Origin of the sequence: Arthrobacter sp. Soil761, from assembly GCF_001428325.1 — a bacterium.
GTDB lineage: Bacteria > Actinomycetota > Actinomycetes > Actinomycetales > Micrococcaceae > Arthrobacter.
Genome location: NZ_LMSF01000003.1, coordinates 35,064 through 60,413, shown reverse-complemented (window position 1 = coordinate 60,413; position 25,350 = coordinate 35,064). Strand labels below are relative to the sequence as shown.

Genomic DNA, 25,350 nt, shown 5'->3' with positions numbered 1-25,350 from the left:
TGTCGCCGGCTTCATCACCAGTAGATGGCCACGATCTCGACATCCAACAGTCTTTCTGGACCGCGAGGCTTCTGGATAGATTCGACTGACTCGGTCGGCATCTGGTTGAGCGAGAATCTGAGTTTCTCGGTCTCACGTGCAAACATGCGGAATTCTTGAATCTGGGCTGGGGTTGGAGAGACAGCTGCGACTCTGGTGACTAGTTCTGCCACTGCATCGAAAGCCTCCCGCTGGCCTGAAGCGCTTGAAGCGCGGTCGCTTTGTTCGGCAATCAGGGCGTCAAGCCCGTCACATTGACTCCAAGGGTGGGGCGGGATGGAGAGATCCAGAAGCTTCGTCGCGAACAGCTTCAGGGCTTTTACCAATGCTTGTCGTTGTTTTTCCGTGCGGGCGTCCTTGGGAACTCCGTACTCTGTTCGCCCGGCAGCTTCTAGAAGCCCCGGGAACTGTGGTGCAATTTCCGATAGGACTTCTGCGCCTTTGACTGGAGACCATTCCTCATGAAGCCCGTCTCTCGCCACACGGCAGAGCATCTTGAATGATCCATGCGCGAAAAGTACCCGTCTGACGTCCTTCCAGTACTGGTCAAGATCCGTAACCCCAACGACGTCGATGGGTTGTGTTGCGAGTCCCAACGCTTCGGCGTCCGGCTTTCGGACGACGTGTGAGTTTCCGTCATGTTCAACCAAGGCAAGATTAAGGCAGCGGGCGCGAATCGGAACCAAGCCAACCAATAGTTGCTCGAGCATCTTGCTTACGGGCCCCATTTGTTCCATGACGTCTGCAGCCCCAGGGGTGTTCATCATCTCGGGATATTTCGTCGCGAGATCTGATAGCTCCGCCATCGTCAGATTAAAGCGGTAGATCGGATCGGCTGTTAGCTCAACCTCAAGCTCCACCAAGTCACCTCGCCTCAGTCGATCTACGCGGACTGAATGGGCCGTTTCATCCTCCTGTTTCAGGTCTTCAAGGGAGACGGATGATCCCCGCTGGCCGTTGCTGCGAAACCGGATATCGACGGAGTCCAACTCAAGGAGGGTCTTGAATTGGGACTGTGCCACGGACTTGCGCAAAGTCTGCCGACCCAGAGTAGAGGTAGATTGAAACCTGGAGCCTATCTCCGCGCCCATACCCTTTGGCGCGGCTGAGATCTTACTGGAGATTTCAGCCTGTTCAACGAGGACGTTTTGGTCCGTAAATTCCGTGGCGAGTTCTCCTTGCTGCGATACGAGCAAGCTCTTCAGGCTCACCTCATCCAAGTACACAAATTCGCGCAACGGCAACACAGCGGGTGTAGGCGCCGCAATTCTCCGACGGTGTTTTGGATGCCACTTCCAAGGAAGAAGCCAGAACCACCACTTCCACTTAGTCGGCATTCGACGACCCCTTCCTTTTCTGCTCACGATTAACGGCAGCACGCTCGAGACCTTCGATGAAGTCATCGCTGGACACTGCTCTTGCCCCGTGCCGGAGGGCGCAGATCATGGATTCGGTCCAGATGGCACCAAGTTCCGCGCCGGACCAACCCTCCGTTTCCTCAGCAACGAGTTCGTAGGGCAGGTCCCCGACGCTGGCTATGGAGGCGCCATTCCTGTGGAGGATCTCGTAGCGGTCATCGAGGTCTGGAAGGTCGAAGGCGATTTCCCAGTCGAATCGTCCGGGGCGCATCAGAGCAGGGTCGATTTCCTTGATCCTGTTGGTGGCTGCCACGACGACGACGTTGCCTTCATCCTTGTTTGTTCCATCCATCAGCGTCAGGAGTTGAGCAACGAGACGATTTGATGCTTCGTGTGTGTCTTCGGACCTCCGTGAGGCGACGCTGTCTATCTCGTCAAAGAAGATGATCGCCTTGGGGGCCTTACTGGCTGCTTCGAAAATACTCCGCAGGATTTCTTCGCTTTCGCCTAGCCACTTTGAAACGATTTGGGGTCCACTGATGACAAAGAACTTCGCTTGGGAAAGGCTAGCTATGATCTGCGCGAGCATCGTCTTTCCTGTGCCCGGCGGGCCGGAAAAGATGACGCCGCGGATGGGTCTGGCACCGATGGCTTTGATGGAATCCTGCTGGTCTAGTTGAAGGCGAAGAATCTCGTTGGCTCTCTGCACCACGCTTTTGTATCCACCGAATCGCTCAAGTCCGAGAGGTTCCTCGAAGTTGATTTCGAATTGTGAAGCCAGATCTTGGTAGCTGTCTCGGTGATCGAGGGCACGGATCGGAGCTTCAGCAAGGACAGTGACCTTCTCAGAGATTTCAAAGTACTCAATTGTGTATCCGGGTAGGAGCTCCTCCTCGCCTGAATACGGCACAGTTTTCGTGATGCTTCCGGCCTCGACGAGCAGTCGGCCCGGCAGTACTCGTCGCACGACGTAAACGACGGGGTGTTCCTGCCACGCGCTTTTCGGGACCTTCACCCACCCGTTGTTGCCAACGAGGATGACATCACCGCGCTTGATTGTGGAGTAGTCGTCATGGGTGAACCGTGCTTCGTTTCCGTTGCGGAAACGAACAGTTACCTCCGTTCCGCGCTGTTTTGTCGCCAGCACTAGCGCGAGGTTTCCACTTGCGAACTCTGAAATTTCCTGCTCGGGTTCGGTCTGGGATACCACGTGTAAACACCTTCGGTCAGGTAGAAGGACTACGGCGGGGGAGTTGAGGGGTTCTCATGGATTGCTTTTAAGGGGTGGAGCGACCCTATCGACTTAGGGTTCGAACTGCCGGCTGATGAAGGCGGACATACCAGGCACGGTAAAACGAACTGCCCCATGGTCGGGTGCGTAGATGAGGCCCTTGCTGATGAGATTTGACCGGGCCACTGTCAGTTGACTGGCAGTCCTGTTTAAACGTGACGCTACCTGAGCGGTTGACGATGCCTCGTCGTGGTCGTCAGCCATTGCACGAAGGTACTGGCGTTCGGCGGGGGTGGCCCTTTGCCAGCGTGACCGGAAGAATCCGGCATCGAGTTGTTCAGTGCCGATTTCGATGGCCAACCTTGCATCGTCAAGGTTGACGATCTTGCTCGAGGCAACGTCCCAGGCTGCCTTGCCGTAGGCCTGGAGGAAAAATGGATAACCGTCTGCTGCGGTAACAAGAGCGCGGAGGGCGTCTGCATCGAGGTGGACCCCTAGTTCATTCATGGGGAGTCCGATGGCGTCGGCCGCAGATGCCGGATCGAGCGCCCCGATGGTTCGGTAATCAAAGAGCCGTTCAGAATAGGACCTAGTTGCGCTCAGCTTGCCGGGTAGGTTGGGTAGTCCGGCTCCTATTATGAAGAAGGGCCACCCCTTCTGCCCCGACAAGTGCTGCACAGATATGAGGGCACCTAGCAGTTCGTCGTCCAGGTCCTGCATTTCATCTATGAAGATCCCGAAGCCGGCTTTGCTCTTGGCCATGGCCGTTGCCAGGTCTTCAACGAGCTCCTCAAGGTCGATGTCCAAGTTCCCTGAGTCCGCTCGACCGGTTGTGGTTCCTAGGGTGGCTGACACTCCGGCGGCACCAAGGGAGATGTTGAACGACCCGATACTGCCCAAAACGTCCTTTACGTATCCCCAAGCAGACTTTGCCCGTAGCCGCCGGGCGCCGGCCTCGATCGCTCTTGCGAGCTTTTGCCGGGTCGCTTTGCGGCCCTCGGTCGAGGGCTGAGCTTCTATTTGAACAACGAACCATTCGTGCCGCTCCGCTTGTGCAGCGAAGTTATTCAGCAGAACGGTCTTACCGACGCCCCGAAGTCCGGATAAGAGCATGCCGCGTTCGGCCGCCTTCCGCTTTGTCCTGGCAATCAGGCGGTCGAAGGCCTCTATTTCTGCCTGGCGTCCCTCCAGAGCTGGGGGCTTAAGGCCGGAGCCGGGAGCAAACGGGTTCAAGTCGGGGTCCACCTGAGTAGTCTATACAGGAGTATGAGGCGATATAATATTTTTGTTATACCGCCTCATAACTTTTTATGCTTACGTGCCCGAGCGGCGGTGGTGAGCGTATGGGCTGCCAGCTCCCAACCTCTTCTCAGGTTGCGGGGGCACTATTGAACCGAAGCTCAGGTCAACCGCTATTTGACCGGAGCTTCGCCATTGCCGATAGCTCAACATGACCGTCTTGCCGTGCCCCTGGGGCCGCTGATGATGGTCAAGAGCCCAGGCGCTCCGGAACCCTGCTGCAGGCAGTACTCGAACTCGTCCAGCAGCCCTGCCCTCGACCAACTCGGGAGGCGTGCCCCGGCTGTCGACTTGAAGGGGTTCTGCACGGTGGACTCCTCGGGTGAAACTGGTGAAAGTGGTGAAACTCTTGCCACGATTGGCCGACCCTCAACCAGAAGCAAGACGGGCCCAGGGGAGGCGGTAGCATCGGGGCCATGACCGGGGAAGAGAACTACATCGAGCACGCGCTCCACGTCGGCGAGGAATTGACCGGCCTCAGCCTGGAGCAGCTGGGCTTCGAACCCCGGCTCGAGGACCTGAGCGAGGACCAGCGGAACCGACTGGACGCTGAGGACCTCGAATGGACCAGTTCAATCACGCCTGAGCAGCGCGACCAAAGCCTGTTCCAGGCAAAACTGCTGGCCGGCGCCCTCTGGGAGGCCTCCGCCGTCCTGATCGACCAGCTCTTCGAGGATCTCAACGGCCTGCTGAAGCTGGACCGGATCGACCGACAGGACATCGCCAACACCTTCGTCCTGTCCGGACTTCCACCCCGGCAGGCGAATCAATACGACGTCCGGTTCACCCAGCAATTCCTCGTCATCGCCGCGGATATGACCGGGGCTCTGAGCCGCGGATGGACGCGCCCTTCCTGTGTCGCCCAGGAACTGGCGCTCCGCTGCCTTTTTGACCAGGTCGAGATCATCCAGGACCTGTACGACCTGGACCTTCCGGATGAATGGCGGGGGATGCTGGAAAGGAACATGCTCGAAGACACGGACAGTGAGATGCTCTACCAGAACGCTATGGACGGCTTCGAAGGCGACGTCGAGCTGAACATGCAACTGGGCTTGGTGCCCATGAAGATCGAGGACTGGTTCGAGCCCTTCAACGACGCCTCGGTCCCGCCTTACGTGCGCTGAAGACCCGCGAATCCCCACGGTCTGCCACGGTTGTTGAAACGGCGACAAATGGAGATTCCGTCTCTCCGGCTTCACAGGTAACCCTCAGGTTTACCGGCACATAATGGACCGGAGCTCCGGTCAACCGCTATTTGACTGGAGCTTCGCCAATTCCCGGCAGATGCGCCTGACCCTTGGCGAATGGCTGTTATTGACCAGTTCTGAGGGGTAGTTCGAGGGCGTCGCTGGGGGCCTGCGGGGAAGTCCCTCTCAGCTCCAGCTTTACATAACAACCGCTATCAGCCAGCGGGTTTTTGCATGCGCTATTGCCCCTGGGCTGAACTTGAGAGCGGGGGATCACTTCGGTTGGATGCCGGGCAAATCCTTGCGCCGGCAGACGTTCCCACGGGAGACTCGAGGAACGCATGCTGAATTGATGAAGATTTGGACGCGGGATCCATCATGGAAGACGGAGGCAACGATGCCTCGTGCCTGTCGGGGCGGCAAAGATGCGGCCTCAGGATCCCGCAGACGAAAGGATCGCAGTGGCAGGAATGTTCGAACTATTTATCGACGCGGAATCGGCGTTCAGGTTCCGGCTGACAGCACCAGATGGCACCGTCATGGCAGTATCCAAACCCTTCGAGACCAAGACAGATGCCGTTGCCGGCATCTCCGCCGTGCGGGAGTACGCCGGCATGGGCCTGATCACCGACCACTGCACAACGACCAGCAGTGCCGCACCGCCAGCAGCCTGGAGTGATCCTGGTGGCCAGACTGACGAATCCGCGCGGATGCCCAAGATCGACTTCCACGGGCGGGCCAGGGCGGTCCGCCGGGCCGTCTCCGGTCCGCGCTGGGCGGGGGCAATCCACAACCTTTCCTGAGCGCCGGGGAGGGGTTTTTCCGACCCCTCTCCGCGCCAGCTTTACATAATATCCACTATCGGCTCTTTAAGGTCCGGTGGGGAGGGGCCTAAAGTAGCGGTTTGTTCAGGACCGTCATTTAGGACGAGATCCCTGGGGAAGCACCGTTACTTGAGCGGACCTCGTAAAGGATCTGGATTTCAGAACCAGCCTTCAGTGGCCCCTAGTCTTCACGCCTGCTCTGGCATTCCGTGAGGACCACGGGAAGCATGGAGTATTCTCGGCGTGATGCTTACGAACCTCCTTCCCGACCCTTTCCTCTGGATTTCACACCACCAATGGGGTGACCTACTGAGTGGAATATTGGGCGCGATCTTCAGTGGGCTGATCGCGGTTTGGGTCCTGAAGCGCACTTTGAAAACGCAGCGCCGCCAATTTAGTGCCCAAATCATGGCCCAGTCCGAAGGACTCGAGGCGCAGCTCGAAGCCCAGAGGAATGCGCTGGAAAAACAGCTCGACGCTCAGGCGGACGGCATTATGCAGCAGGCGGAACAACAGGCGGCGCAGGCGTCAAAAGAACGGGAGCTTGCCGCTCGGGCCCAGCTAATTGATTCGGTGCACGCGTTTCAAGCCTCGATAGGGGACGTGCGCCGGTTGGTTGAGACGTGTGCACCGATCACCAATGGCTTAGAGAAATGGCGATTCGAACTCCAAGCCGAAGAAGACCAGGCGCTCTGGCAAGAGTTGGGATACTGGAGGTCTGTTCTCAATGGCCTTGCTGTGCGCCGGTATCCCTCAGGCGAACAGATCATGCTTCCGGCAGCGGGGTATGAGACGCTCCTAAACTCTGCGGCTGCCCAGCTCCTGCACGCCCTCATAGAGTTCAGAAGAAACTTCGACGGCAAGAATTGGAACGCTCACGAAACAGCCAGAGTCCTACGAAACTTCCGGGAGGTTTCGCTCACTGCACCCGCGTCAACCCTGGTCACACCCTAGCCCGACCCACGGTTAGCCTGAGGCGCCAGTACATGCGCGGCCCAAGCAAAAGTGGGTGATGTTCGATGCTAAATGGCTCACTTTCGACCATCGCTGACAGCTTTAGGCCCACTCCCCTGGCTTGACGAAATCGCAATTATCGGCTCTCGAAAATCGGCGAGGGAGCGGCTGCAGAAGGGGCCATTTCCTTTGGCACCATTTCATGGCGTTGCCCCAGATCCCGGAAGTCAGAACTGCCCAGCCGGGGCTCGGTTGAGGGCGGCGGTGTCATGCAAGCAGGGTCAAAAGGCTCATCGGATCCAGTTATTTCAGCCACCCAGGTGGAATATTCAGCGTGACCCCCGCCGGAACAGGTTGTCCAAGGGCCTTGCCGTATGTACGAGTTATATGTGCCTTTGCTGTCGTGATCCGCGTCTCGACAGCTGCCCTGACTGTCCTATTACAAACCCGTACTCCAGCGCCCTCCTAAGTCGTACGATGGAGTCACATTAGCCTGGAGGCAGGCTCTCGTCCGGCTTCTGCGGGAGGAGGAGCAATGGTCAAATCTGCAGAGAGCGTCGTCATCGCCCGGACGGCGGCCGAGGTCTTCCAATATGTCGCGGACCTCCGCAATGAACCGAACTGGCATGTTGACATCGCCAGGGTGCCTCCCGAGACGGATCCGCTACCGGTCGTCGGTAAGACCTACGCCCTGAAGTTCAAGCCCTTCATGGGCAAGACCGACGGCACGTTCACGGCACTTCAGGTCGAGCCCGGTGCGCGCGTTGAATATCGAGCTGACTTCGCCGGACTGCAGCCATGGATCACCTACACGGTGGAGCCGGCCGGGGAGGGCGCTCGGTTCACACGAAGGGTCGAGATGCGACCCAGCGGACTCAAGATCCTCATGACACCCATGATGGCATTCCTGGTTCCGCGCCGAAACAAGGCCTTTGTCCAGAACCTGAAGCGAACGCTGGAATCCTGACAGTCACTATCCGGAAGTTCCAGCCCTACAACTCTGATGTAACGGAATCGACTCTTTCCGCTAGAAACAAGCAGCTTCTTCGAAAGGATTCGACTCACCCCCGATTTTAGTAGCTAAACCTCGCGGGCGCCTGATTCTCGCGAAAACAGCGAGGAAAGGCCGAATTTACGGCAGGGTAAACGAAGGCTTTTAGCCCTCGCTTTGACGCTTGCCCGGGCCCGGCCCAGTTGGGGGCCGCTCGTGAGCTGACGCCCGGTCTCGAACCGGAAGTGGTACCGCTCAACCATTCGCGGCGAGGGCCACAATGATGACCACAGCGGTCAGGACTGCCAAGACGACCAGTACGACGTAGCCCAGCCATTTCGGTCGTTGTCGATGAGGGTTTATGTCGATGTAGGGCATCGCCTATTGCTGCCGGCCTGAGAGCGCAGCATCTCTTCGCTTCGTACGCCACATCAGGATCAGGTAGGCGGTAAAAGCGATGACAAACGATGACCCTAGGAAGACCAGCAGGCCGGCTAAATAGCGGACGAAATCCAAGAAAGGTGCCTTTCATAGGCCAGGTTTTCGCTGATCCTAACGTGAAGAGGAGAAATTTACATAGTCAAGCTCAAGGTCTGCCGTGAGGATCCTCAAGATTGAGTCAATATTTCTGGCTATTCCTTGTACCTTAGGGATTGGGTTTGAACACCGGTCGGCGCTGGGCGGGCACGGATTCAGACGAAACGGGGGGGCCGTGGGCGACCTGGGTGTGGTTGTTGTCATTGAAGATGACCTGGATCTGCGCAATCTGGTGGAAGGGGTGTTCCTTCAATCCGGCTTTGTCGTGCACACTGCTGCCGAGGGCCGTCAGGGCGTGGAAATGGTCCGGGAGAAGCAACCGGATGTGGTGACCCTGGATGTGGGCCTGCCTGACATTGACGGTTTCGAAGTCCTGCGCAGGATCCGCCAGTTCAGCAATGCCTATGTAGTAATGCTCACCGGGAGGGATGACGAGCCCGACATCCTTGCCGCTCTTCAGGGCGGGGCGGACGATTACATCACCAAGCCGTTCCGGCCCCGGGAAATGCGGGCACGTGTCACGGCGATGATGCGCAGACCAAGGACCGGAAATACTGAGCATGACGAAAGTCCACAGAGCCTGCCGCCGGTGCCCTTGGCTGTTACGGGGGGCACGCTCCTCGCTCATAACGGCTTGTCATTGAATCCCAGGACGCGTATCACCATGCTGGACGGAGAATCACTGCAATTGACGCGGAGCGAATTCGATCTTTTGCATGAACTGCTACGGGCTTCCGGTGCCGTCCTCTCACGCACTGACCTCGTTCGCGCCGTCCGGGGGGACAACTACCCCAAGGACGCTTATATCAGCGACTCGGACGAGCGCGCTGTCGAGGTTCATATCGGTAATCTTCGCCGGAAACTCAAGGACGATCCAGAATCGCCCCGGTGGCTGCAAACGGTCCGCGGCGCCGGTTACCGGCTGGCCGCCCGGCGGCTTCCGGACTCGCCCGCCTGAGGCCGTTCAGTTATGACAAGCTCTATCCGCGGTGCTGGAGATACTGTGCCCGAAGTTCATTAACCGTCGCCCACCCATGGGCGGAAATCAACTCCGGGAAGAAGCCTCCACCAAGGTCGCCCCTGCGAACCGCGGACTCCAGAGCCTGCGCCAGACCTGCCAGGCGCAGCGCCCCCACCATAGTGGAAGAGACCTTCAGGCTGATGACAGCATCCAGCGCTGCGGCACGATCCTGATTCGCAAGTGATGCAATGAGCCGGCGCTCCCGCTGTTCCCACAGCCGCACATAGTCCTTCGCGAAATTCGTGACCAGGTCCGGCTGCCCGAGCTCGTCTTCGAGATCCTGCAGCACCACTGGATCCACCAGCGGCACGTGACGGGTATCGCCGGCTTGCACAGCCCTAGCCGCTGTCCGGGCTTCGGTTGTCGCCCCTGTTGATTTGTCACCGCCCGGCGGCCCCTGTGGTGATGCTGAAATGACCATGCCTTAAAGCTACGTCCCCTCGAGATCGCAAAGCCCTGTCTTCGGCGGATCCTGCGCAAACATTGGCGCTGCCTTGAGCGCGCCCGGCCGAGAGCGCGGGGTATCCGTTGAGCCGACCCGGTCGCGGGGAGAGCGGCAGCCCGGCCGGGGTTTCCCCAAGCTTTTGGGCATTGCTGCCCTGTTTGCATTGGTTAATCCCACTTATCCAAGGGTTCCCCGAAGTTAATCCAAGGAAAGGATTTTTAGGGTTTTGCCACTGTTAGCTTCGAAATGTCGATGTGACGCAGACGAAGTTTCGGTCCGTGTCTATCGGCAGCGGCATCCAGTTGTACCTGGGGTTGCAACCGCCGCGGAGCCCGCTCAGGGGCTGCCGGGCTTCCTACCTGAAAGAGAAATCATGCGCACTTCTGCAAAGATCGTCACCGCCCTGTCCGTTACCGGCCTGGCCCTCGCTGCCGGCTCCGCCTTCACCGGTGCCGGCCTCGTCAACGCCGCCGGTCCGAGCCAGTTCGTAGGCGGCACAGTCAACCAGACCGTCACTGGTGCCACCCTGACCGGCCTGGAGTACGGTTTCACCGATGCCAGCAAGACGTCCGTGAACCAGGTCACGCTGACCTTCGCGCCGGGTGTTGACGGCAAAACTCCCGCCCTGTCTCTCACAGGCGGTACACCGGCAGCCTTCACCTGCACCGCCATCGACGCCGTGACCAACATCTCGGTCTGCACCACCTCGGGATCCCAGAGCGGCGTCGACAGCGCGGCCGTCACCGTCAGCTAGTTCTGACCGGGTGGGTGGCCGGCCCGCTGGGGTGCCGGCCACTCACCCCTTTTCTCTAAGAACCATTCCCGCCCGTTCCCGAGAGGGGTTTCGCCTTGGCACAGCGGCTGACGCACCGCCTCCGCACCGCCGTCCTCGCAGTGGTCGCGGTTCTTGCGGTGTGTGTGGGGGTTGTTCTGGCCACGGGCCAGGCCGGGATCGTCATCACCCATGGCGTGAGCATGAACCCGCTCTACCACCAGGGTGATCTGGTCATCATCGCCCGGGCCTCTTCCTATGCGGTCGGCGATATCGCCGCGTATAACCTTCCGGGCCGGGACGAGGTGGCGCTGCACCGCATTATCGGCGGCAACGACTCCGCCTTCGTTTTCAAGGGCGACAACAACCAGTCCGTTGACCCCATCACCCCGCCCGCCGCTGACCTGGTCGGGGGGGCCCTGGTTCATATCCCGCAGGGCGGGTTGTGGCTGGAAACCCTGACCAGTCCCCCGGTCCTGGGGCTGCTGGCCTTCGCGCTGCTGGCCGGCGGGGGCGCGGCAACAACACGGCGCCGCCGCAAACGAAGGAGAGCATCCATGTCCCGCCACATCAGCACCCGCCCCCCGGCCCGGCACGGCTTGGGCGGCCTGCCGCCCTCACTGCGCATCCCGACCGCACTTGCGGCGGTCTTCGGCGTCGCCGGCGTTACCCTCGGCGCCCTGGCCTGGTCCGGTCCCCTGGAGGAAACAGCCAGCTCACAGGTCAAGAGCGGCACACGGATGAACTTCTCCTACACCGCGGACGTCGGCCAAAGCGCGGCCTACGACGGGACCACGGCCAAGTCACCGGACCCGGTCTTCCGGAAACTCGCCAGGACTGTCGATGTCGGATACAGCTATCACGGCGAGCCGGGAACCGTGACCGTGACAGCGGAGCTTTCCACCCCGGGAGGCTGGCATTCCACGCTCCCTCTGAGCGGTCCGGTCACGATTGACGGCAGCGACTATGAGGGCACTGTCCGGTTGGACCTGGCAAGCCTCGACGCCAAAGCCCAGGCCGCCTCAGCGGTCACTGGTCTTCCGGCCGGGCCGGTCTCCGTCGCCCTGACCCCGGCCGTTAAGACAGTGGAGGGCGCAGAATTCCGGCCGGAACTCAAACTCGAACTCACACCCCTCCAGCTCACCCTCGCCGGCGGCCCCGGGACCTTGTCCGTCACGGATTCGGCCACCCAGGAACACACCGCGATGGTGCCCCGCATGGTCGGTGTCAGTGGGCTCGCGGTTACCGCGGCCGCCGCCCGCATCATCTCGGCCGTGTTCCTGCTCGCCGCCCTGGCCACGGGAATCATCATCCTGATTTTCGCCCGACGGACCACCCCCGCGGACGAGGCGACGGCGATCCGCCGCCGCTACGCAGCGTTGCTGGTGCGGGTCCACCCGATGCCGGCGCCCCAGGGTAGGCCCGTCATCGATGTCACGACGTTCCCGACCCTGGCGAAACTGGCCGAACGCTATGGCCTGCTGGTCCTTCACTGGTCCCGCAGCGGGGTGGAAACCTTCGTGGTCCAGGACGAGAACATCACCTACCGTTACCGGGCAGGCTCAGAGCCTGCCCAGGTCGAACCCCAGCCCCAACCGGCCGACACACAGGCATGACCACCGTCTCCGGAAAGCCATCACACGGGGGCCTCCTCACCACCGCTTCATCACCGGCGCCTGAGGGCCGAAAAACTTCCCGGGCTGTGGAGCGGGAGTGGGACAACGGACGGGCAGGGGGCAGGTCAGGCCTGCGGGTATTCATGGGCAGCCGCCTTCTGCTGTGTGTGCTCGCCGCGCAGGCAGCCTTCGTCCTGGCCCTCACGGCCTGGCTGCATGTCCTGGTTCCCCGCGTCCAGGAACAGGCTGTCCTGACCGGCGTGCTCGCCTCCCTGGCCGCGGGCATGATCCTGGTCGCCGGCTGGGCCGCCGCGCGCAGCGCCCGTGTGCACTGTGAGGAACGGAACCGGAACAACGTCACCTCAAGCCTGATGGACACCGTGCTGGACACGAGCCAGGAATGGCTGTGGGCCGTGGACGCTAGCGGCACCTTCACGTTCTGCAGCAGGGCCAGCGCCGCTCTGCTCGGCTACGAACCATCCGAATTGCTCGGAAGGCCTTTCAGCCTGATCATCACCGACGACCACTTGTCCACGGCACGTGAAGCAGTCGCCAGCGCCCTTAACGACAGTCCGGTCTGGTCCGCCGTCACCGTTTGCTGCAGGCACCGCAACGGCACCCCGGTCCTCATGGAGATGTCCGGCAAGTCCTGCCCGTCATGGGAGGGGACCGGTCAGCGCTTCGAAGGGACCAGCCGGCTGCTGCCCGCCCCGGATGCAGAAGCACAGGTGGCGCAGCGGCTGCGGGAACGGATCAGCAGTACCGTCGCCGACGGGTTGATCCTCACCGCGTTCCAGCCCATCCATGACCTGACCAGCGGGGCCATGACCGGGGTTGAAGCGCTGGCCCGGTTCCCCAGCGACGACGGCAGAAGCCCGGAGCACTGGTTCAATGAAGCGGCCGGTGTCGGGCTCGGCCAGGATCTTGAACTCGCCGTACTGGCCGCAGCCCTCGGCAAGAGCGCCACGCTTCCCAGCCACCTCTACGTTTCGTTCAACCTCGCACCCGAGACGTGCCTGGATCCGCGGCTGCCGGCGTTGCTGCGCCGCTCGGGCCTGGCTCTTGAGCGCATAGTGCTCGAACTGACCGAACGGCACCCCGTCACCGACTACGCGCAACTCCTGGCATCACTGGCGCCCCTGCGCAGTGACGGGGTGCGGATAGCGGTAGATGACGCAGGATCAGGCTTCGCTTCAATGCGCCATATCCTGCAGCTGAGCCCGGACATCATCAAGCTCGACCGGACACTGATCGCCGGAATCGACAGCGACCAGAGACAACGGGCACTGGGCGCCGCCATGGTCAGTTTCGCCCAACAAACCGGCGCACAGGTCCTGGCCGAAGGAATTGAAACCATCGCCGAACTGCTTACGGTCACCCGGGCCGGCATCACCTCAGCCCAGGGATACTTCCTCGGGCGCCCAACACTGCACCCCTCGGACTGGGCAGGCTGGCGGGAAGGACCAGCCGGCGATGCCGACAACCATCTCTGACCGATCGGCAATTCGCTGGGTCAGTCCCGGATTGTTCGAGGGAAAGAGTGCCGTCGTTTCGCTATTTGCTGCCGGTCTGTCTAAAGTTCTCGAGGGACCCGCCCGTCCCCCGTGGGCGGGTTTTTCATACCCACCCTTTGCCTGCTTCCAGAACCGGCTTTGCCCGCCCGTCCGTCACGCGCCTGGCGGTCCGTAAGGGGAGATAGATGAGACAAGGCCTGCACGATGACCACCTCGGTGCCGTGGACCTGTATGGGAGGGTCCTGCGGGTCCGCTGGGCCCCGGGAATCCTGATCAGTGAGGCTGCTGCCAGAGCAATGCTCACCCGGGCACGTGAACTCACCAACGGGCAGGAACTGCCGATCCTCGTCGAAATGACCGGGATTAAAGGCCTCACTCCCCACGCCGGTTCTGTCTTCGCCACCGAATGGCCCCTCGGCAGAACAGCAATCGTCGGGGACTCCCCGGTCCATGAAGTGATCGCCGTCTTCTACACAGCCCGGCACAAACCTGCCACCCCCACCAGGTTCTTCAGCTCCGTCAATGAAGCCCTCACCTGGTTGACCGAACCGGCCGGTAACCACGCCTGCGCCGCGGCGCAGCCCGGACAGGACCAGAAGAAGGCCCCACGCCCAAGGAAACCCGGCCCGGGGCGGTAAGGACTGCGGATGAGGGCCGAAGCTGACCACGGTTGCGGCTGCGGCTCGGGCCACCGCGGCCAAACGAAGCCACCACCGTTTCGTGCCGGCATCGCTGGTAGGGTCTTCAGGTGGCAACCAGAATCATCAGCACCCTTGTAGACGATCTCGATGGCAGTGAGGCAGCCGAGACCGTGCAGTTCAGCCTCGATGGCCGCTCCTACGAAATCGACCTCAGCAGTACCCACGCGGATCAATTGCGTGCCGGCCTCCTCCCATACCTCCAGGTCGCCCGGAAGGAAACCTCCACAATCCGTCGGCAGGTCCGGGCTGCCAGGCGGGTACTGCGCAGCTAAGAGAAACCATCAATGACCGGCTGGCCCCGTCGTAGCCTCCCCGAGGCCCGGGACACGGCCTTGGGTCAGGACTGTTGGGCAAGTTGGCGGGCGCGGCACATCGCCTGATGCGATGCCTCTGCCAGCCGTATCCGCCCGGCGGTGCGGTAGAGATCATGTGCCCACTCGAACTCCGCCGCGGCGTCGCGGTATCTGGCTTCGTCGAAAAGCCGTCGACCGATCTGATGACGGACCAGGGCTTCACGCGGGGCAGTGCCGGCCATCCGCAGGGCTTCTTCGTGCAGCTTCGCGGCCTTATGCCATCTGTACTGGCGCTGGTAGGCATGCGCGAGAACCAGCAGGGGCCTGAACCGGTCCCGGGAATGGGCCAACAAAAGCCTGCCTTCAGCCACGGCTTCCTGATCGCGTCCCAGCACGGACAGAATCCACACCCGTTCAAGTGCCGGGCAGCCGTCATCAAGCCGGCTCTCGATCATGGCCCGGTCGAGGACAACTTCACGAAGGGTGGCAGGATCCAGCCGCCAAGCCTCCACGTCGTTAGTCAATGCCACACCCTTAATTCCCAACAGTCACGGGACGGCACACGCGGGCACGCCCCTGCCGGCGGCTGCCGTCCGGCCGCTACCATATTCTCACGGGCCTCCCCCGCCGGTCCGGACCCACGGTCTGCTGCCACACTCGGAAGGAGCTGATCATGGAAGCAGAGCTTCCCCGCGCTGCCCCCGATGATGATGATGCCGCCAACGCGGTGCTGAACAGTCTTCTGCTCCGCGTAGAGCGGGTCATCGAAGATGTCCGGGGCGCGACGGAGGGGATGCCGCGGTTTGTTGTTGAAGCCCGGCTAAGGGCGGCACTCCAGGCACAGCTGCCTGCTATCACCTTCACAGACGCTGACATCAGCGCCTGGGCGTCAGCATTCTCCAGCTAAAAAAGAGCCCCCAAATTCCCACCGGCGCATTTCTAGGATGACGAAATTCCAACCCTCGTGCCTTCCTGCGCGCATCTTGATGAAAACTTGAGGTACGCACGTAAGGATTGGAAATAAGCGCCGTTGAGCAGACGCGGCACTTCAATCGCACGGTTGAACATTCGTTCTTTTTGCCGCCGTTTCTCCTTTTTGATTGTCTATTCGACAGCCAAATGAAGCGGTCATACTGTGCTATTGGGAAGCCCGTCGATCCCCCATCGGCGGGCTTCCCCAATGGAATTCTCCGGCACGGAATACCGTTGTCGATGCTCGGTGATTGCCCGCCACGGCGGATGGTCAGGGCAACGGGTTTTGGCAGGCCGGGTCCTCGTCATGCTGCTGTTCACTGCGCCAATAGGTTGTGAAGCGCGGTGTTCGTCGTCTTCGCTCTGAAGCTGTGAAATCCGTGTCGGCAGCCTGAAGAATTTCGGGAAACGGCCAGCCGTTGATTTTTTCCGGCGTTTGGTCCTTCAACCAGGAACGTAAACGCTCCAGAACCGGTTGCGTTGCCAGGTCGAGCATGTCTTCGACCGCGGCGATGAGGTCCGCGAACTGCTCAGCCAGGGCCATTGGCATCGTATGACTGAGGGACCAACCCGCGACATCAGCGCCTTTTCCCTGGCTGTCCAGAAATGCCACGGGCAGCGGCAGGCTCAAATTCGATTGGGAATGCGCGATGGTCGTGTTTCGATACTCCCGGATGACGCGGTGAATGGGTTGGAGAGCGGCCGGCATCGGCGCAATGCCCGGCATTTCATCAAGACGCTTCCGGACATTGGAGAGGATGAAGGGCCGGACGTAGGCGGTCACGGCATGGGAGGTAAGGGGCATCCATAACTCCGACCCTTCACCGGCGTGCAGGGCGCAGTCAAGGGCGTGGGAGGCTTCCGACAGATCGCTGGCGTAGCTGGTCAGGTCGACCAGTAATCTCGTGTCGGGTGTGTCGGGCAGGACCGCCATGGGCGGCCGGGGGATCGTCAAGGCGATCACTGCTCCTCTTCATGGAGTGGGGACCTGGTGTTATCCCGGCTGTTGCGCCGGTTTACGTAACCTGCCGTTTAACCAGGCGGGGACGCGTTCTGACGGGATCGGTTTGCTCCAGAGGTACCCCTGGGCACGGGTGACGCCCAGCCGCCGCAGTTCGTTGAGCTGGGCGGGGGTTTCAACGCCTTCGGCGATGACGTCGAGTTTGAGGCTCTTCGCCATGCCCAGGACGAGCTCGATGACGGTGCCGCCGTGCGGGTCCACGCCCAGTTCCCGAATGAAGACGCGGTCGATTTTTAACGTCTTCGCTGTGAGCCATTTCAGGTAGCTCAGGGAGGAATAGCCCGTGCCGAAGTCATCGATGGAAAGACCAACGCCCAGGCGGGAAAGACGTTGCAGGGTTTCCCTGGGCAAGTCCGGTTCATCCATGAGGACTGTTTCCGTGATCTCCAAATGAACGGCTTCCGGATCAATGCCGGATGCCTGGATTGCTGCCTCGACGACGTCCGGGAAATCCTTGGCTACCAGCTGGCGTCCGGAAATGTTCACCGCTGCCGTGAGATCTTCTGCCCCCTCCACCTGGTGATGCCATTGCTGAACCTGGCGCAGCGACTCCTGAAGGACCCAGGCTCCAATCGGCATGATCAGGCCGGTCTCCTCGGCGATAGGGATGAACGTTTCCGGGGGTATGACGCCGTGGTCGGGGTGCTTCCACCGCAGGAGCGCCTCGAACCCCAGCGGCGCCCCCGCGTCCAGGTCCATGATCGGCTGGTAGTGCAGGCACATCTCTCCCCTGTCCAGGGCCAGCCGCAGATCCGATTCCAGATCCAGGCGCCCGCTCGCCCGTCGGGTCATCCTCTCGTGGTACACCACGGAGGCGTCCCCACCGGCCGATTTCGCCCGGTACATTGCGGTGTCAGCGCCGCCGAGCATGGACTGTGCCGTGTCCTCAGGTCCGGCCAGCGCGATGCCGACACTGACGTTCAGGAAAATCTGCCGCTCCTCGACCTCGAACGGCGCCCTGATGCATTCACGGATCCGCCCGGCGAGGACCTTGGCGGCCCGCATACCCATGTTCTCGCAGACGATGATGAATTCATCGCCGCCGAAGCGGCCCACGGTATCCCCGGCCCTGACTGCCCCGAGCAGGCGTTCGCTCAAGAGCATCAGGATCCTGTCCCCACCACCATGGCCGATGCCGTCATTGACCAGTTTGAACCGGTCGATATCGACAAACATCACCACCGGCCGGGAACCGCGGTCCAGGAAACCCTGCAGTACCTCGGTGATCAGGTACCTGTTGGGAAGGCCCGTCAGGGCGTCGTGGCGGGCCTGCCACTCCAGGACCTGCTCGGCGTTCTTACGCTCGGTAACGTCCAGCACCGTGTCGAGGAACTGCAGGGGTTTCCCGTCCGGACCGTTCACGCTTCGAATTCTCGAATGCAGCCACCGCTGGCCGCCATCGGGCAGGAGGAGCCGGTATTCGATGTCCTCGAAACCCGAACCCGCGTACAGTCTCCGCCACATCTGCCGGACCCCGTCCCGGTCCTCCCGGTGGGTCCGGTCCAGCATCCATTCCCATGATGGAGATTCACCCGGCCCCAGGCCCACGATGCGGGCGAACTCCTCCGAATGCCACGTCGCTCCTGTCGAGGGCGAGTACTCGAGGCTTCCCACATGGGCCATCTCCTGGGCTGCCAGCAGCCGGCGGCGTTCCGCGGCAGCTTCTGACTGCAACCGTTTGATTTCTGTGACGTCCCTGGCGATTCCGGAGGCTCCGGCCAGCTTCCCGTCCTGGCCGTAGACCGGTGACACCGTCAGCTCGACGTCGATGACCGACCCATCCTTCCGCCGCCATCGCGCTTCCAGGCCCGGGACGAAAGCGCCGCTGCGGATCCGTTCAGCCACTCGCTCGTTGGTATCCTCCGGCGCCCGGGTTGTGAAAAGGTCCGGGGCCCGCCCGACGGCTTCTGCCGCACTCCAGCCCAGCATCCTGACAGCGCCCGCGTTCCAGCTGGTGATCTTTCCATCCATATCCGCACTGATAATGGCGTCCCCGGAGGACTCCACCATCGCCGAGAGGCGGCGCAGAACAGCCTCCGTGTGTTTCCGGTCAGTGATGTCCTTGGAAATGGCCACTATGTCCACCGGCACAGTGTGCCGGGCCCTGATCGGGCTGATCGTCCCATGGACCGGGAACTCCCTGCCGGCCCGGTCCCGCACCCAGAATTCCCCCGACCAGTCCTTGCCACCGGCGATTTGCCCGGCGATCTCCTCCCCCGTCGGCCCCGGCTCCAGGGTCTGGAAATGACCGATGATACCCAGATCAATGGGCGTCTTCCCCAGCACCTCGGAGGCAGCAAAACCATACAAACGCTCCGAGGCGCGGTTCCAGTACGTGACCCGCCACCTGCTGTCCATCCCGATCACAGACTGGCCGATCTCATCGAGCAGCAGCGACTGCGTCAGCAGGTCATCCCGTCCTTGCCCCTCCATTGATACCCCCGAGTTTGTCCTCGATCCGGCCCACCCGTTCTGCGCTTCAGTTGCTGAAGTATGTGACGAGCCGGGTTCATCCGGCCGCGGCCAGTTCCAGCCAATCAAGGATCGAGCACCACTCCGTGCTGCTGCTATGGCTCAACGTTGACCCCCACAGTCGGTTGAATAATCCATGACGACCAGTCCAGCGGATGCACGGACGGCCGGCCCATCAGATAGCCCTGCCCTGCAGTCAAGCCAGCATCAATGACCGCTGCAAGCTCAGTTTCCGTTTCGATGCCTTCGGCCGCCAGGACCGCTCCAACCTCCCGGGCAAGACCTATCACGACCGGCTCATCAGGCTCTGGCCCTTCGAGGATCCCATCAAGGAATGTCCGGTCGAGTTTGATGATGTCCGGTCGAAGGGCAAGAATCCGCTCGACCGGGGTGAAGCCCGGGCCGGACCCATCAACCGCTACCCGCAACCCGATTCTGCGGAACGGTTTCAACGACCGGATAACACGTTCCCATTGCGTATCATCTGTTTGGCCCCGGAGTTCGACAACAATCCTGTCCATCGCCAGCCCGGAATTCTGCAGCAGGTCCTGGGTGCGGCTCTCCGTCACCGCCGTCGGAGTCAGGTTGAACGCGACGAAGAGATGCGAAGGGATCTCCCCCGCCGCGGACACAGCGCACTCCAATGCCGCGACCTCCAGCTCGACGCCAAGACCCACGCTCTCCGCGTCCCGGAACCAGGTGTCAGCGTCGGCGCCATCGCTGCTGACAAAACGCGTAAGGGCTTCAACCCCGACGACTCCACCTTCCGGCAATCTATGGACTGGCTGGAACGCCGTCAGCAACAACCTGCTGCCCAGAACCGACTCGATCCTCTTCGTCATTCCGCTGTCCTGGGCGCCCTGCCCAACAGGACGACCTGCTGGAGTACTCCCCGCGCCGCCCGCGGGGAGGCGCTGCCCGGCGCCCTGCTTCCGTGTCCCGATCAGATGCTCAAGAAACGCCCGCTCGGGATTATCCGGATATGAGGCCAGAAGTGTCCGCAGCTGACGTCTGGCCCATTCAGTCTCGGGAGCAGGGTCGGAGAGGACATCGTTGATCAGCTCCATCACCTGCGACCGCAGAGAACTTCCCCCCACCGCCTGGGGCGGAAAAGCAGGTCCCCCAGGACCCGGTGTGTCCTCTGCGCCGGTGACCGCTAGGAGAGGAAACTCATCCCTAGACATCGGCTATTCCTTTTTTGACTGGAAGTGCCGGCTGAGCCCGGCACCAGGCCTTAACCGCCATTCTCCCCAACAGCGCGGAAAGTGCAGCCTCAGCCTGAACAAAGAATACAACCAGAAAGAATCGAATTTCCGTTTGCGGTGGAACAAGTAAAGCAAGCGGACTGATATCAAGCAGCGAGCACCGGCCCAACGGCCCGGGACGACCAGCCTTGGAGCAGCGATCCACCATCCGTTTGGTAAGGACCGAAGATAGCGTCCTCAAGTGCCCACCGAGCCAGCTTCACTTGCCCCAAAGCCATCCGGTCGAATAATCGACTCGGAGTACGAAATCAGCCGTCGGGCAGTCTTGTTAAATCCTGCCCAAACCCTGCACGGGAGCTATGGAAAAGCACCGGAACCCTTGATGCTGACCCTGCACTATCGACACAACAGCCAGGCCACGGCAGCCAGCCAGGTCATGGCCGCACCGACAACGGAAAAAGCAGCGGAAGCAGGAACGGCTATGTCTCAAGCACCAACCCTGGATGAAGTATCTGTCATCGACGGCATCATCACCGACCACCGCCCCCTGGACCTCCATGCCCTGGGCGTCGCCGGCTGCATCGACCGACTAACGGACCCCCTTCGCCAACAGGGAACCGCGATCCGATGGGACACACCGCATCATGGCATCGAAATAACGGCGACCGCCGCAGCCCTGCTCTACCACGCCGCCCAGGAAGCACTCAGCAACACCCTCAAGTTCGCCCAGGCCGCCGAAATCACTATCCGGCTCGCCGCCGTCTACCACGGCATCCGCCTGACCATCACCGACAACGGCAACGGCTTCAACAGCACTGCAACCGGCAACCGGAACCGCGGGTTCGGGCTCCGTCTGATGTCCATCGCCGTACACGAAGCCGGCGGCACCATCACCATCGATTCCAGCCCCGGCAACGGCTTCCGCATCGCGGTCACACTCCCGCTGGACTAACTATGTCTTCAAGCGGCGACCGGAAACTGGCGCTGTCCAGTGGGTCAGGTGCGGACATGCCCATGCCTCCACAAGTTCACCCTCATCCAATCCGTGAGTTGCTTGCTGAGACCGTGCGTCGCCCAGCCCTGGCCATTTTGTTCACCGGTTATCGACGTAGCAGGTTTATTCCGGGGAACTCAGAGGGATTGCTCCGGTGTCCGTGCGTGTTTGGACCGGCCACAATAGTTCAACGATGTCCCCCAGGAGCGAATGTCTTTCGTGCAGCGCCGCTGGTCCGAACTCCGATATCGCATGCAGTTTGAGACCTGTCAGGGTGATGAAGTCGGTGAAATCCTTCTTGCTCTTGTAGGTGTCCTCGCGCAGTGTTTCGTTCCAGTAAAGGCTATTGGAGTATGACCGGAGTTTGTGGGAGTACGGTTCGTTGTTGCTAGAGATGTTGTCCCGCCCCCTAAGGAGAAGGATGCCGCCGAGCCGGGCGCGCTCGGCCTCGAAACGCTCGTCGTCTCCGTCGAACAATGCCCTGTTTTCTGAGTTGTAGGACAGGATGTGCTCGATGTGAAATCCGTTCTTGGGTCCTGTCTTCGTGACCAGGTCCTCAATTGAATGCTTCATTTCCTTCTTCATGCCAGCAGCGATAAATTTTTCGACTCGAGCGAAGAAGTACCGTGTAAATCGGCTACCGAGCCGGTCCACTGTCATTGTGTTGAAGAGTTGGCGGTTGAATGCACCGGGGTTCTCGATTCCTCGGCGTAGCCCGATCTCCGCTGCAAGGTGAACTTCGAATACTTTGGGGATCTCGCTGGCCGTCTTGTCTCGCAGTTCCGCGGCTACCAAGAACATCCGGTCCAGGAACTCGTTGGAGCTGTAAGCGCCTTGGAGGCGGAGGAGAGTCGACATCCTGTCGATACCTTCAGTTACCGCGACAATCTTCTCGTCCTCTTCCGGGTCGTTTACCGAACAGGCCGCGAGGATGAGAGATGACTGGGAATCAATTTTGTTGATTGCGGAGCCGTTGAAATATGCTGCATCAAATCCTTCAACAGGGGTCCGGGCGTAGCTTTGCACCCGCAGATACAGGGCCGAGTAGTAGTCGAAGTCTTCGGTCAGGAACTTTTTGACGTCGGCGGGACTGTGTTCGAGGTTCAGGATCTTGTTCAGGTCCTGCTTGAACATTTCGCGGTGGTAGTCGCCGTCAAACCGCCGTCCTGTGGAACGGCTGTCGGCATATCTACCTTTGAGCCATGCTCGAAAGAAGTCATCGACAGTGTCATCGCCGTACGTCGAGAGCGCTTCGACGCGGGTGTCCCAGAGTTCGTTAAGTCCTAGGCGGGACAGTTCGATCTTCTCGATTTGCCCGAGCAGCTTTCCCTTGAGGATCTCGTGGGGCTTCAGTTTCACGCCGCGGTCGTTGATGACTTCGAAGACCATGGGGACATGCGTTGACTCAACGTCCAGATTTACGAGAACAAGGCGCTGCAGGAAGAAGATCACGAAGGTGTTGAATTGAGTGACCTCGGTGAGTCTGTTGTCTAGCTGAGTGCTGATGATCCGGTAATTCGTCACCATGTTCTCAGCTGTCACCCCGGAAGCGGTGTCGATGAGATGGGGGTCGGTTCCCTCGTACAGGGCGTGGAGGACTGGCAAGTGTCCGGCGTGATTCATCCAGAACTTCCGGCCGGAACCGGAGTGTCCGACAATCTTGCTTTCGATCCAGTGTTGGTGGGAAGACTCAAGGCGGCGCGCAAGGTGGAATAGCTTGATGAGTACTAGCGTCAAGGTGGTGAGTCTCTGCTGGCCATCGACCACGTATACTCTGCCGTCCACCCTGTTGGTTACGTAGGTATTGAGGTAGTACCAGGGGTACCTGTCCACCACGTTTTCTACAGTGGGTTCAAGAGAGGAATTTTTGGCCCAGGCTTCATCAAACTGAAAAAAGACATCGTCAAGGAGTCGGCGAACGGGTTCTGACCCCCACTTGTAGCTTCGTTGGTAGAAGTCGATGTTGAAGACTGTTTGCGAGAACGTTCTATCCAAGTTCTCTTTTTCCGGCTGAATTTCCAAGTCAGCTCTCCCCCATGCTTGTCTCTTAACGCCCGCTTCACTTATGACGGACGCCCAGGGCAGTGTGCCCTCCGCTTGTCAGCGTACTTTTTGTTGGCCCTTCTCCGTCGAAACGACACCTAACGCCAGCAAGCAGTCTTCTAAAGACATAGCGGCGACGTAGCCGTCCCGGAAAGCGGGTCCAAGTGCTAAGACCAGACTCAGTGAGGAGTAAGGCCAGCACGTCGATGTCAAGGAGTAAACCCATTAGGCAGCATCTGGATTGAGCTCCGAGGATTGCGATCGTACGTGTCTGTGAATAAGAGCCGGAAGTCGTCAACGTTGCTTTATTCGGGCATAGGCGTGAGATGGGTGAAAGCTCTGACGTGCCCATCCCGTGTTCGGCATGCTCTCGAAAATGGAAGATTCCCAGACAACGCCGATTCGGGAACCAGGGAGGCGGGTCGGTCTGTGGCCCTCAGCGATAAGTGGCAGCTTTTTCACGTCGTTATTTGGCTCTTCGTTTAGCCCGCGAGGGGATGGTCGGGCCGGACTAACGGCCCTAGACTTTCGCTATGGAGTCTGGGGGTGCGGCCGGATCAAGGCGGACCATGCTTGTCGTTGTCCTGTCGGTAATAGGTGTAGCGATTGCATCGGGGGCAGTTTTCGCGGGAGTGGTGGAGTCCATCCGGGCACCCTCAACCGCTGTCGTAACCAAACCGGTCCCTTTCTCGGCCGCCTCAGCCCCAAAATCACAACCAGCTCCCGCAGCGGCAACGGCAACGGCAACCGCTGCCGAAACTCATGCCCCCGTGCCGGCGCCTAGCTTTATTCAGGTTCCCGATCCATTACCCGCGCTGCCAGCTGCGCAGCAGCCAGTCCCTGCCACCGTTCCTGCACCGGCGAGGCCAGCACCTGCACCATCACTAGGGCCAATGCAGTGCCCGACAGGCTCTGTTACCGGAGGCCTGACCCAGGTGGATTTCACTTCTGGCACTTTGCCGGAATTCGTTACCGTATCCGGTCGCGGTGCCGTTCATAACGGCATGGATGCCGCTATCACTTTCTGGGACAGGGACATCCCGGACGTTGAAGGGTTAAACGTCCGAGGCGAGCCCCGGTTCATCCAAAGGTTCGGGGACTATGATTACGTGCCCCCGCCTGGCCAGCCCAGACCGTCTGAACTCACCCTCGGACCCGGCGAAAGCATGGGCTACTCATTCAGGTCAGAAAACCAGTACGTAAGCAGTATTTCTGAGGTGGAGTATTGGTACTCGGGGATGGGCCGCAACGAGCACACGCTCTACTACGCCGACTGGCGACTCCAGCTTGCCTGCGGATCGCCAGTCACAACCACCAGCATTGAAGGACAACGGCTTCGGAACGATTACCGGCCAACCGGCTAATGCACTACCTTGACTGAGGCGAAGTAGCATCGCCGCGTGTCTAACCAGGACGAAATCGAGGAGTCTTTTCAAGACAGCCCTCCAAGGCTCGAATACGGGCAGGTCAGCGGTCTAAGTCGCAGCGAAAAATGGCCCAGCTCCTTTGCCGCGCTAATGGTCACCCCGCACTGGCCCTCAGCTGATTCCTTCAAATGGAGCACCGCCCGTAGCGGAGCAAAATCTGAGCTGCCGGTCCACTCGGCTGTCTTGAAAGGAAGCCGGCTGTCTTGAAAGGAAGCTTCAAGCCCGGAAACCTTGGTTCGCTTGTCGAGATCACGTCCAGTTAGGGAACACCCTAACCTGACGAGCAGTGTCCGGAAGATCCTGACCGTCTTCTGACATGTCCAGAACTCAACCTGACAGGACGCGGTCTGGAGGCGTAGGTGGTTGGACAGAGAATCGGGTAGTTCGCGTCGAAGGCCAAGTCTTGGAATGGGTCGACCGCAGTTGGTAGCCCT

21 protein-coding genes are annotated in these 25,350 nt (G+C 60.6%); 12 read left to right on the top strand and 9 right to left on the bottom strand.

Translation table 11 applies throughout. The features are described from left to right. Positions 1-14: 14 nt before the first annotated feature. From ASG79_RS04270 to ASG79_RS04260, 3 genes are all read right to left on the bottom strand, one after another. A complete protein-coding gene (locus tag ASG79_RS04270; RefSeq protein WP_156400160.1) occupies positions 15-1,376 on the bottom strand; it encodes a hypothetical protein in 1,362 nt (453 codons plus the stop codon). After that, on the bottom strand, positions 1,366-2,607 hold the full coding sequence (locus tag ASG79_RS04265; RefSeq protein WP_082581664.1) for an ATP-binding protein: 1,242 nt from the start codon (positions 2,605-2,607) through the stop codon (positions 1,366-1,368). The genes ASG79_RS04270 and ASG79_RS04265 overlap by 11 nt, the downstream gene beginning before the upstream one ends. A gap of 93 nt (positions 2,608-2,700) precedes the next feature. After that, a complete protein-coding gene (locus ASG79_RS04260; RefSeq protein WP_056388720.1) occupies positions 2,701-3,873 on the bottom strand; it encodes an ATP-binding protein in 1,173 nt (390 codons plus the stop codon). A gap of 470 nt (positions 3,874-4,343) precedes the next feature. Here ASG79_RS04260 and ASG79_RS04255 point away from each other — a divergent pair, with 470 nt between their 5' ends. The 5 genes from ASG79_RS04255 (at position 4,344) to ASG79_RS04235 (ending at position 9,378) form a co-directional block, all read left to right on the top strand. Beyond that, positions 4,344-5,051 carry a hypothetical protein gene (locus ASG79_RS04255; protein WP_056388717.1) on the top strand — a complete coding sequence of 236 codons (708 nt, stop codon included), beginning with the start codon at positions 4,344-4,346 and terminating at the stop codon, positions 5,049-5,051. A 533-nt stretch (positions 5,052-5,584) separates the two neighbouring features. Next, a complete protein-coding gene (locus ASG79_RS04250) occupies positions 5,585-5,917 on the top strand; it encodes a YegP family protein (protein WP_235509738.1) in 333 nt (110 codons plus the stop codon). Positions 5,918-6,184: 267 nt separating this feature from the next. Beyond that, positions 6,185-6,892 carry a hypothetical protein gene (locus tag ASG79_RS04245; RefSeq protein WP_056388713.1) on the top strand — a complete coding sequence of 236 codons (708 nt, stop codon included), beginning with the start codon at positions 6,185-6,187 and terminating at the stop codon, positions 6,890-6,892. Positions 6,893-7,427: 535 nt separating this feature from the next. Continuing rightward, the gene (locus ASG79_RS04240; RefSeq protein ID WP_056388711.1) at positions 7,428-7,859 is read left to right on the top strand and encodes an SRPBCC family protein; all 432 of its coding nucleotides are present in this window, start codon (positions 7,428-7,430) and stop codon (positions 7,857-7,859) included. Positions 7,860-8,595: 736 nt separating this feature from the next. Beyond that, entirely contained in the window at positions 8,596-9,378 is a 783-nt protein-coding gene (locus ASG79_RS04235; protein ID WP_056388870.1) for a response regulator transcription factor, read from the top strand. Between the two features lie 22 nt (positions 9,379-9,400). Here the strand turns inward: ASG79_RS04235 and ASG79_RS04230 are convergent, their stop codons facing one another. After that, the gene (locus ASG79_RS04230) at positions 9,401-9,862 is read right to left on the bottom strand and encodes an Hpt domain-containing protein (protein WP_235509729.1); all 462 of its coding nucleotides are present in this window, start codon (positions 9,860-9,862) and stop codon (positions 9,401-9,403) included. A gap of 397 nt (positions 9,863-10,259) precedes the next feature. On the opposite strand from ASG79_RS04230, the gene ASG79_RS04225 reads away from it, so the two are divergent. The 5 genes from ASG79_RS04225 (at position 10,260) to ASG79_RS04205 (ending at position 14,761) form a co-directional block, all read left to right on the top strand. Then, positions 10,260-10,640: a hypothetical protein gene (locus tag ASG79_RS04225; protein ID WP_056388709.1), complete on the top strand. Its 381-nt coding sequence runs from the start codon at positions 10,260-10,262 to the stop codon at positions 10,638-10,640. A 95-nt stretch (positions 10,641-10,735) separates the two neighbouring features. After that, positions 10,736-12,274, top strand: a complete 1,539-nt coding sequence (locus ASG79_RS04220) for a signal peptidase I (protein ID WP_056388707.1) — start codon at positions 10,736-10,738, stop codon at positions 12,272-12,274. A gap of 143 nt (positions 12,275-12,417) precedes the next feature. Then, a complete protein-coding gene (locus ASG79_RS04215) occupies positions 12,418-13,767 on the top strand; it encodes an EAL domain-containing protein (protein ID WP_056388706.1) in 1,350 nt (449 codons plus the stop codon). A gap of 206 nt (positions 13,768-13,973) precedes the next feature. Further along, positions 13,974-14,426 carry an STAS/SEC14 domain-containing protein gene (locus ASG79_RS04210; protein ID WP_056388704.1) on the top strand — a complete coding sequence of 151 codons (453 nt, stop codon included), beginning with the start codon at positions 13,974-13,976 and terminating at the stop codon, positions 14,424-14,426. 110 nt (positions 14,427-14,536) lie between these two features. Continuing rightward, positions 14,537-14,761 (top strand): histone-like nucleoid-structuring protein Lsr2, encoded by a 225-nt coding sequence (locus ASG79_RS04205; RefSeq protein WP_056388702.1) that lies wholly within the window; start codon positions 14,537-14,539, stop codon positions 14,759-14,761. 65 nt (positions 14,762-14,826) lie between these two features. Here ASG79_RS04205 and ASG79_RS04200 read toward each other — a convergent pair whose 3' ends face one another. Further along, positions 14,827-15,306, bottom strand: a complete 480-nt coding sequence (locus ASG79_RS04200; protein WP_056388700.1) for a hypothetical protein — start codon at positions 15,304-15,306, stop codon at positions 14,827-14,829. Positions 15,307-15,455: 149 nt separating this feature from the next. On the opposite strand from ASG79_RS04200, the gene ASG79_RS04195 reads away from it, so the two are divergent. Continuing rightward, positions 15,456-15,689, top strand: coding sequence for a hypothetical protein (locus tag ASG79_RS04195; protein WP_056388698.1), 234 nt, complete (start codon positions 15,456-15,458; stop codon positions 15,687-15,689). Between the two features lie 336 nt (positions 15,690-16,025). On the opposite strand, the gene ASG79_RS04190 is transcribed toward ASG79_RS04195, so the two are convergent. From ASG79_RS04190 to ASG79_RS04180, 3 genes are all read right to left on the bottom strand, one after another. Then, the gene (locus ASG79_RS04190; RefSeq protein ID WP_056388697.1) at positions 16,026-16,718 is read right to left on the bottom strand and encodes a hypothetical protein; all 693 of its coding nucleotides are present in this window, start codon (positions 16,716-16,718) and stop codon (positions 16,026-16,028) included. 30 nt (positions 16,719-16,748) lie between these two features. Continuing rightward, a complete protein-coding gene (locus ASG79_RS04185; protein WP_056388694.1) occupies positions 16,749-19,208 on the bottom strand; it encodes an EAL domain-containing protein in 2,460 nt (819 codons plus the stop codon). A gap of 134 nt (positions 19,209-19,342) precedes the next feature. Further along, complete coding sequence (locus ASG79_RS04180) at positions 19,343-20,089, bottom strand: EAL domain-containing protein (RefSeq protein ID WP_162256815.1); 747 nt, start codon at positions 20,087-20,089, stop codon at positions 19,343-19,345. Positions 20,090-20,933: 844 nt separating this feature from the next. On the opposite strand from ASG79_RS04180, the gene ASG79_RS04175 reads away from it, so the two are divergent. Next, positions 20,934-21,404, top strand: a complete 471-nt coding sequence (locus ASG79_RS04175; protein ID WP_056388867.1) for a sensor histidine kinase — start codon at positions 20,934-20,936, stop codon at positions 21,402-21,404. A 165-nt stretch (positions 21,405-21,569) separates the two neighbouring features. On the opposite strand, the gene ASG79_RS04170 is transcribed toward ASG79_RS04175, so the two are convergent. Further along, positions 21,570-23,468: a DUF262 domain-containing protein gene (locus ASG79_RS04170; protein ID WP_056388691.1), complete on the bottom strand. Its 1,899-nt coding sequence runs from the start codon at positions 23,466-23,468 to the stop codon at positions 21,570-21,572. Between the last annotated feature and the right edge of the window lie 1,882 nt (positions 23,469-25,350).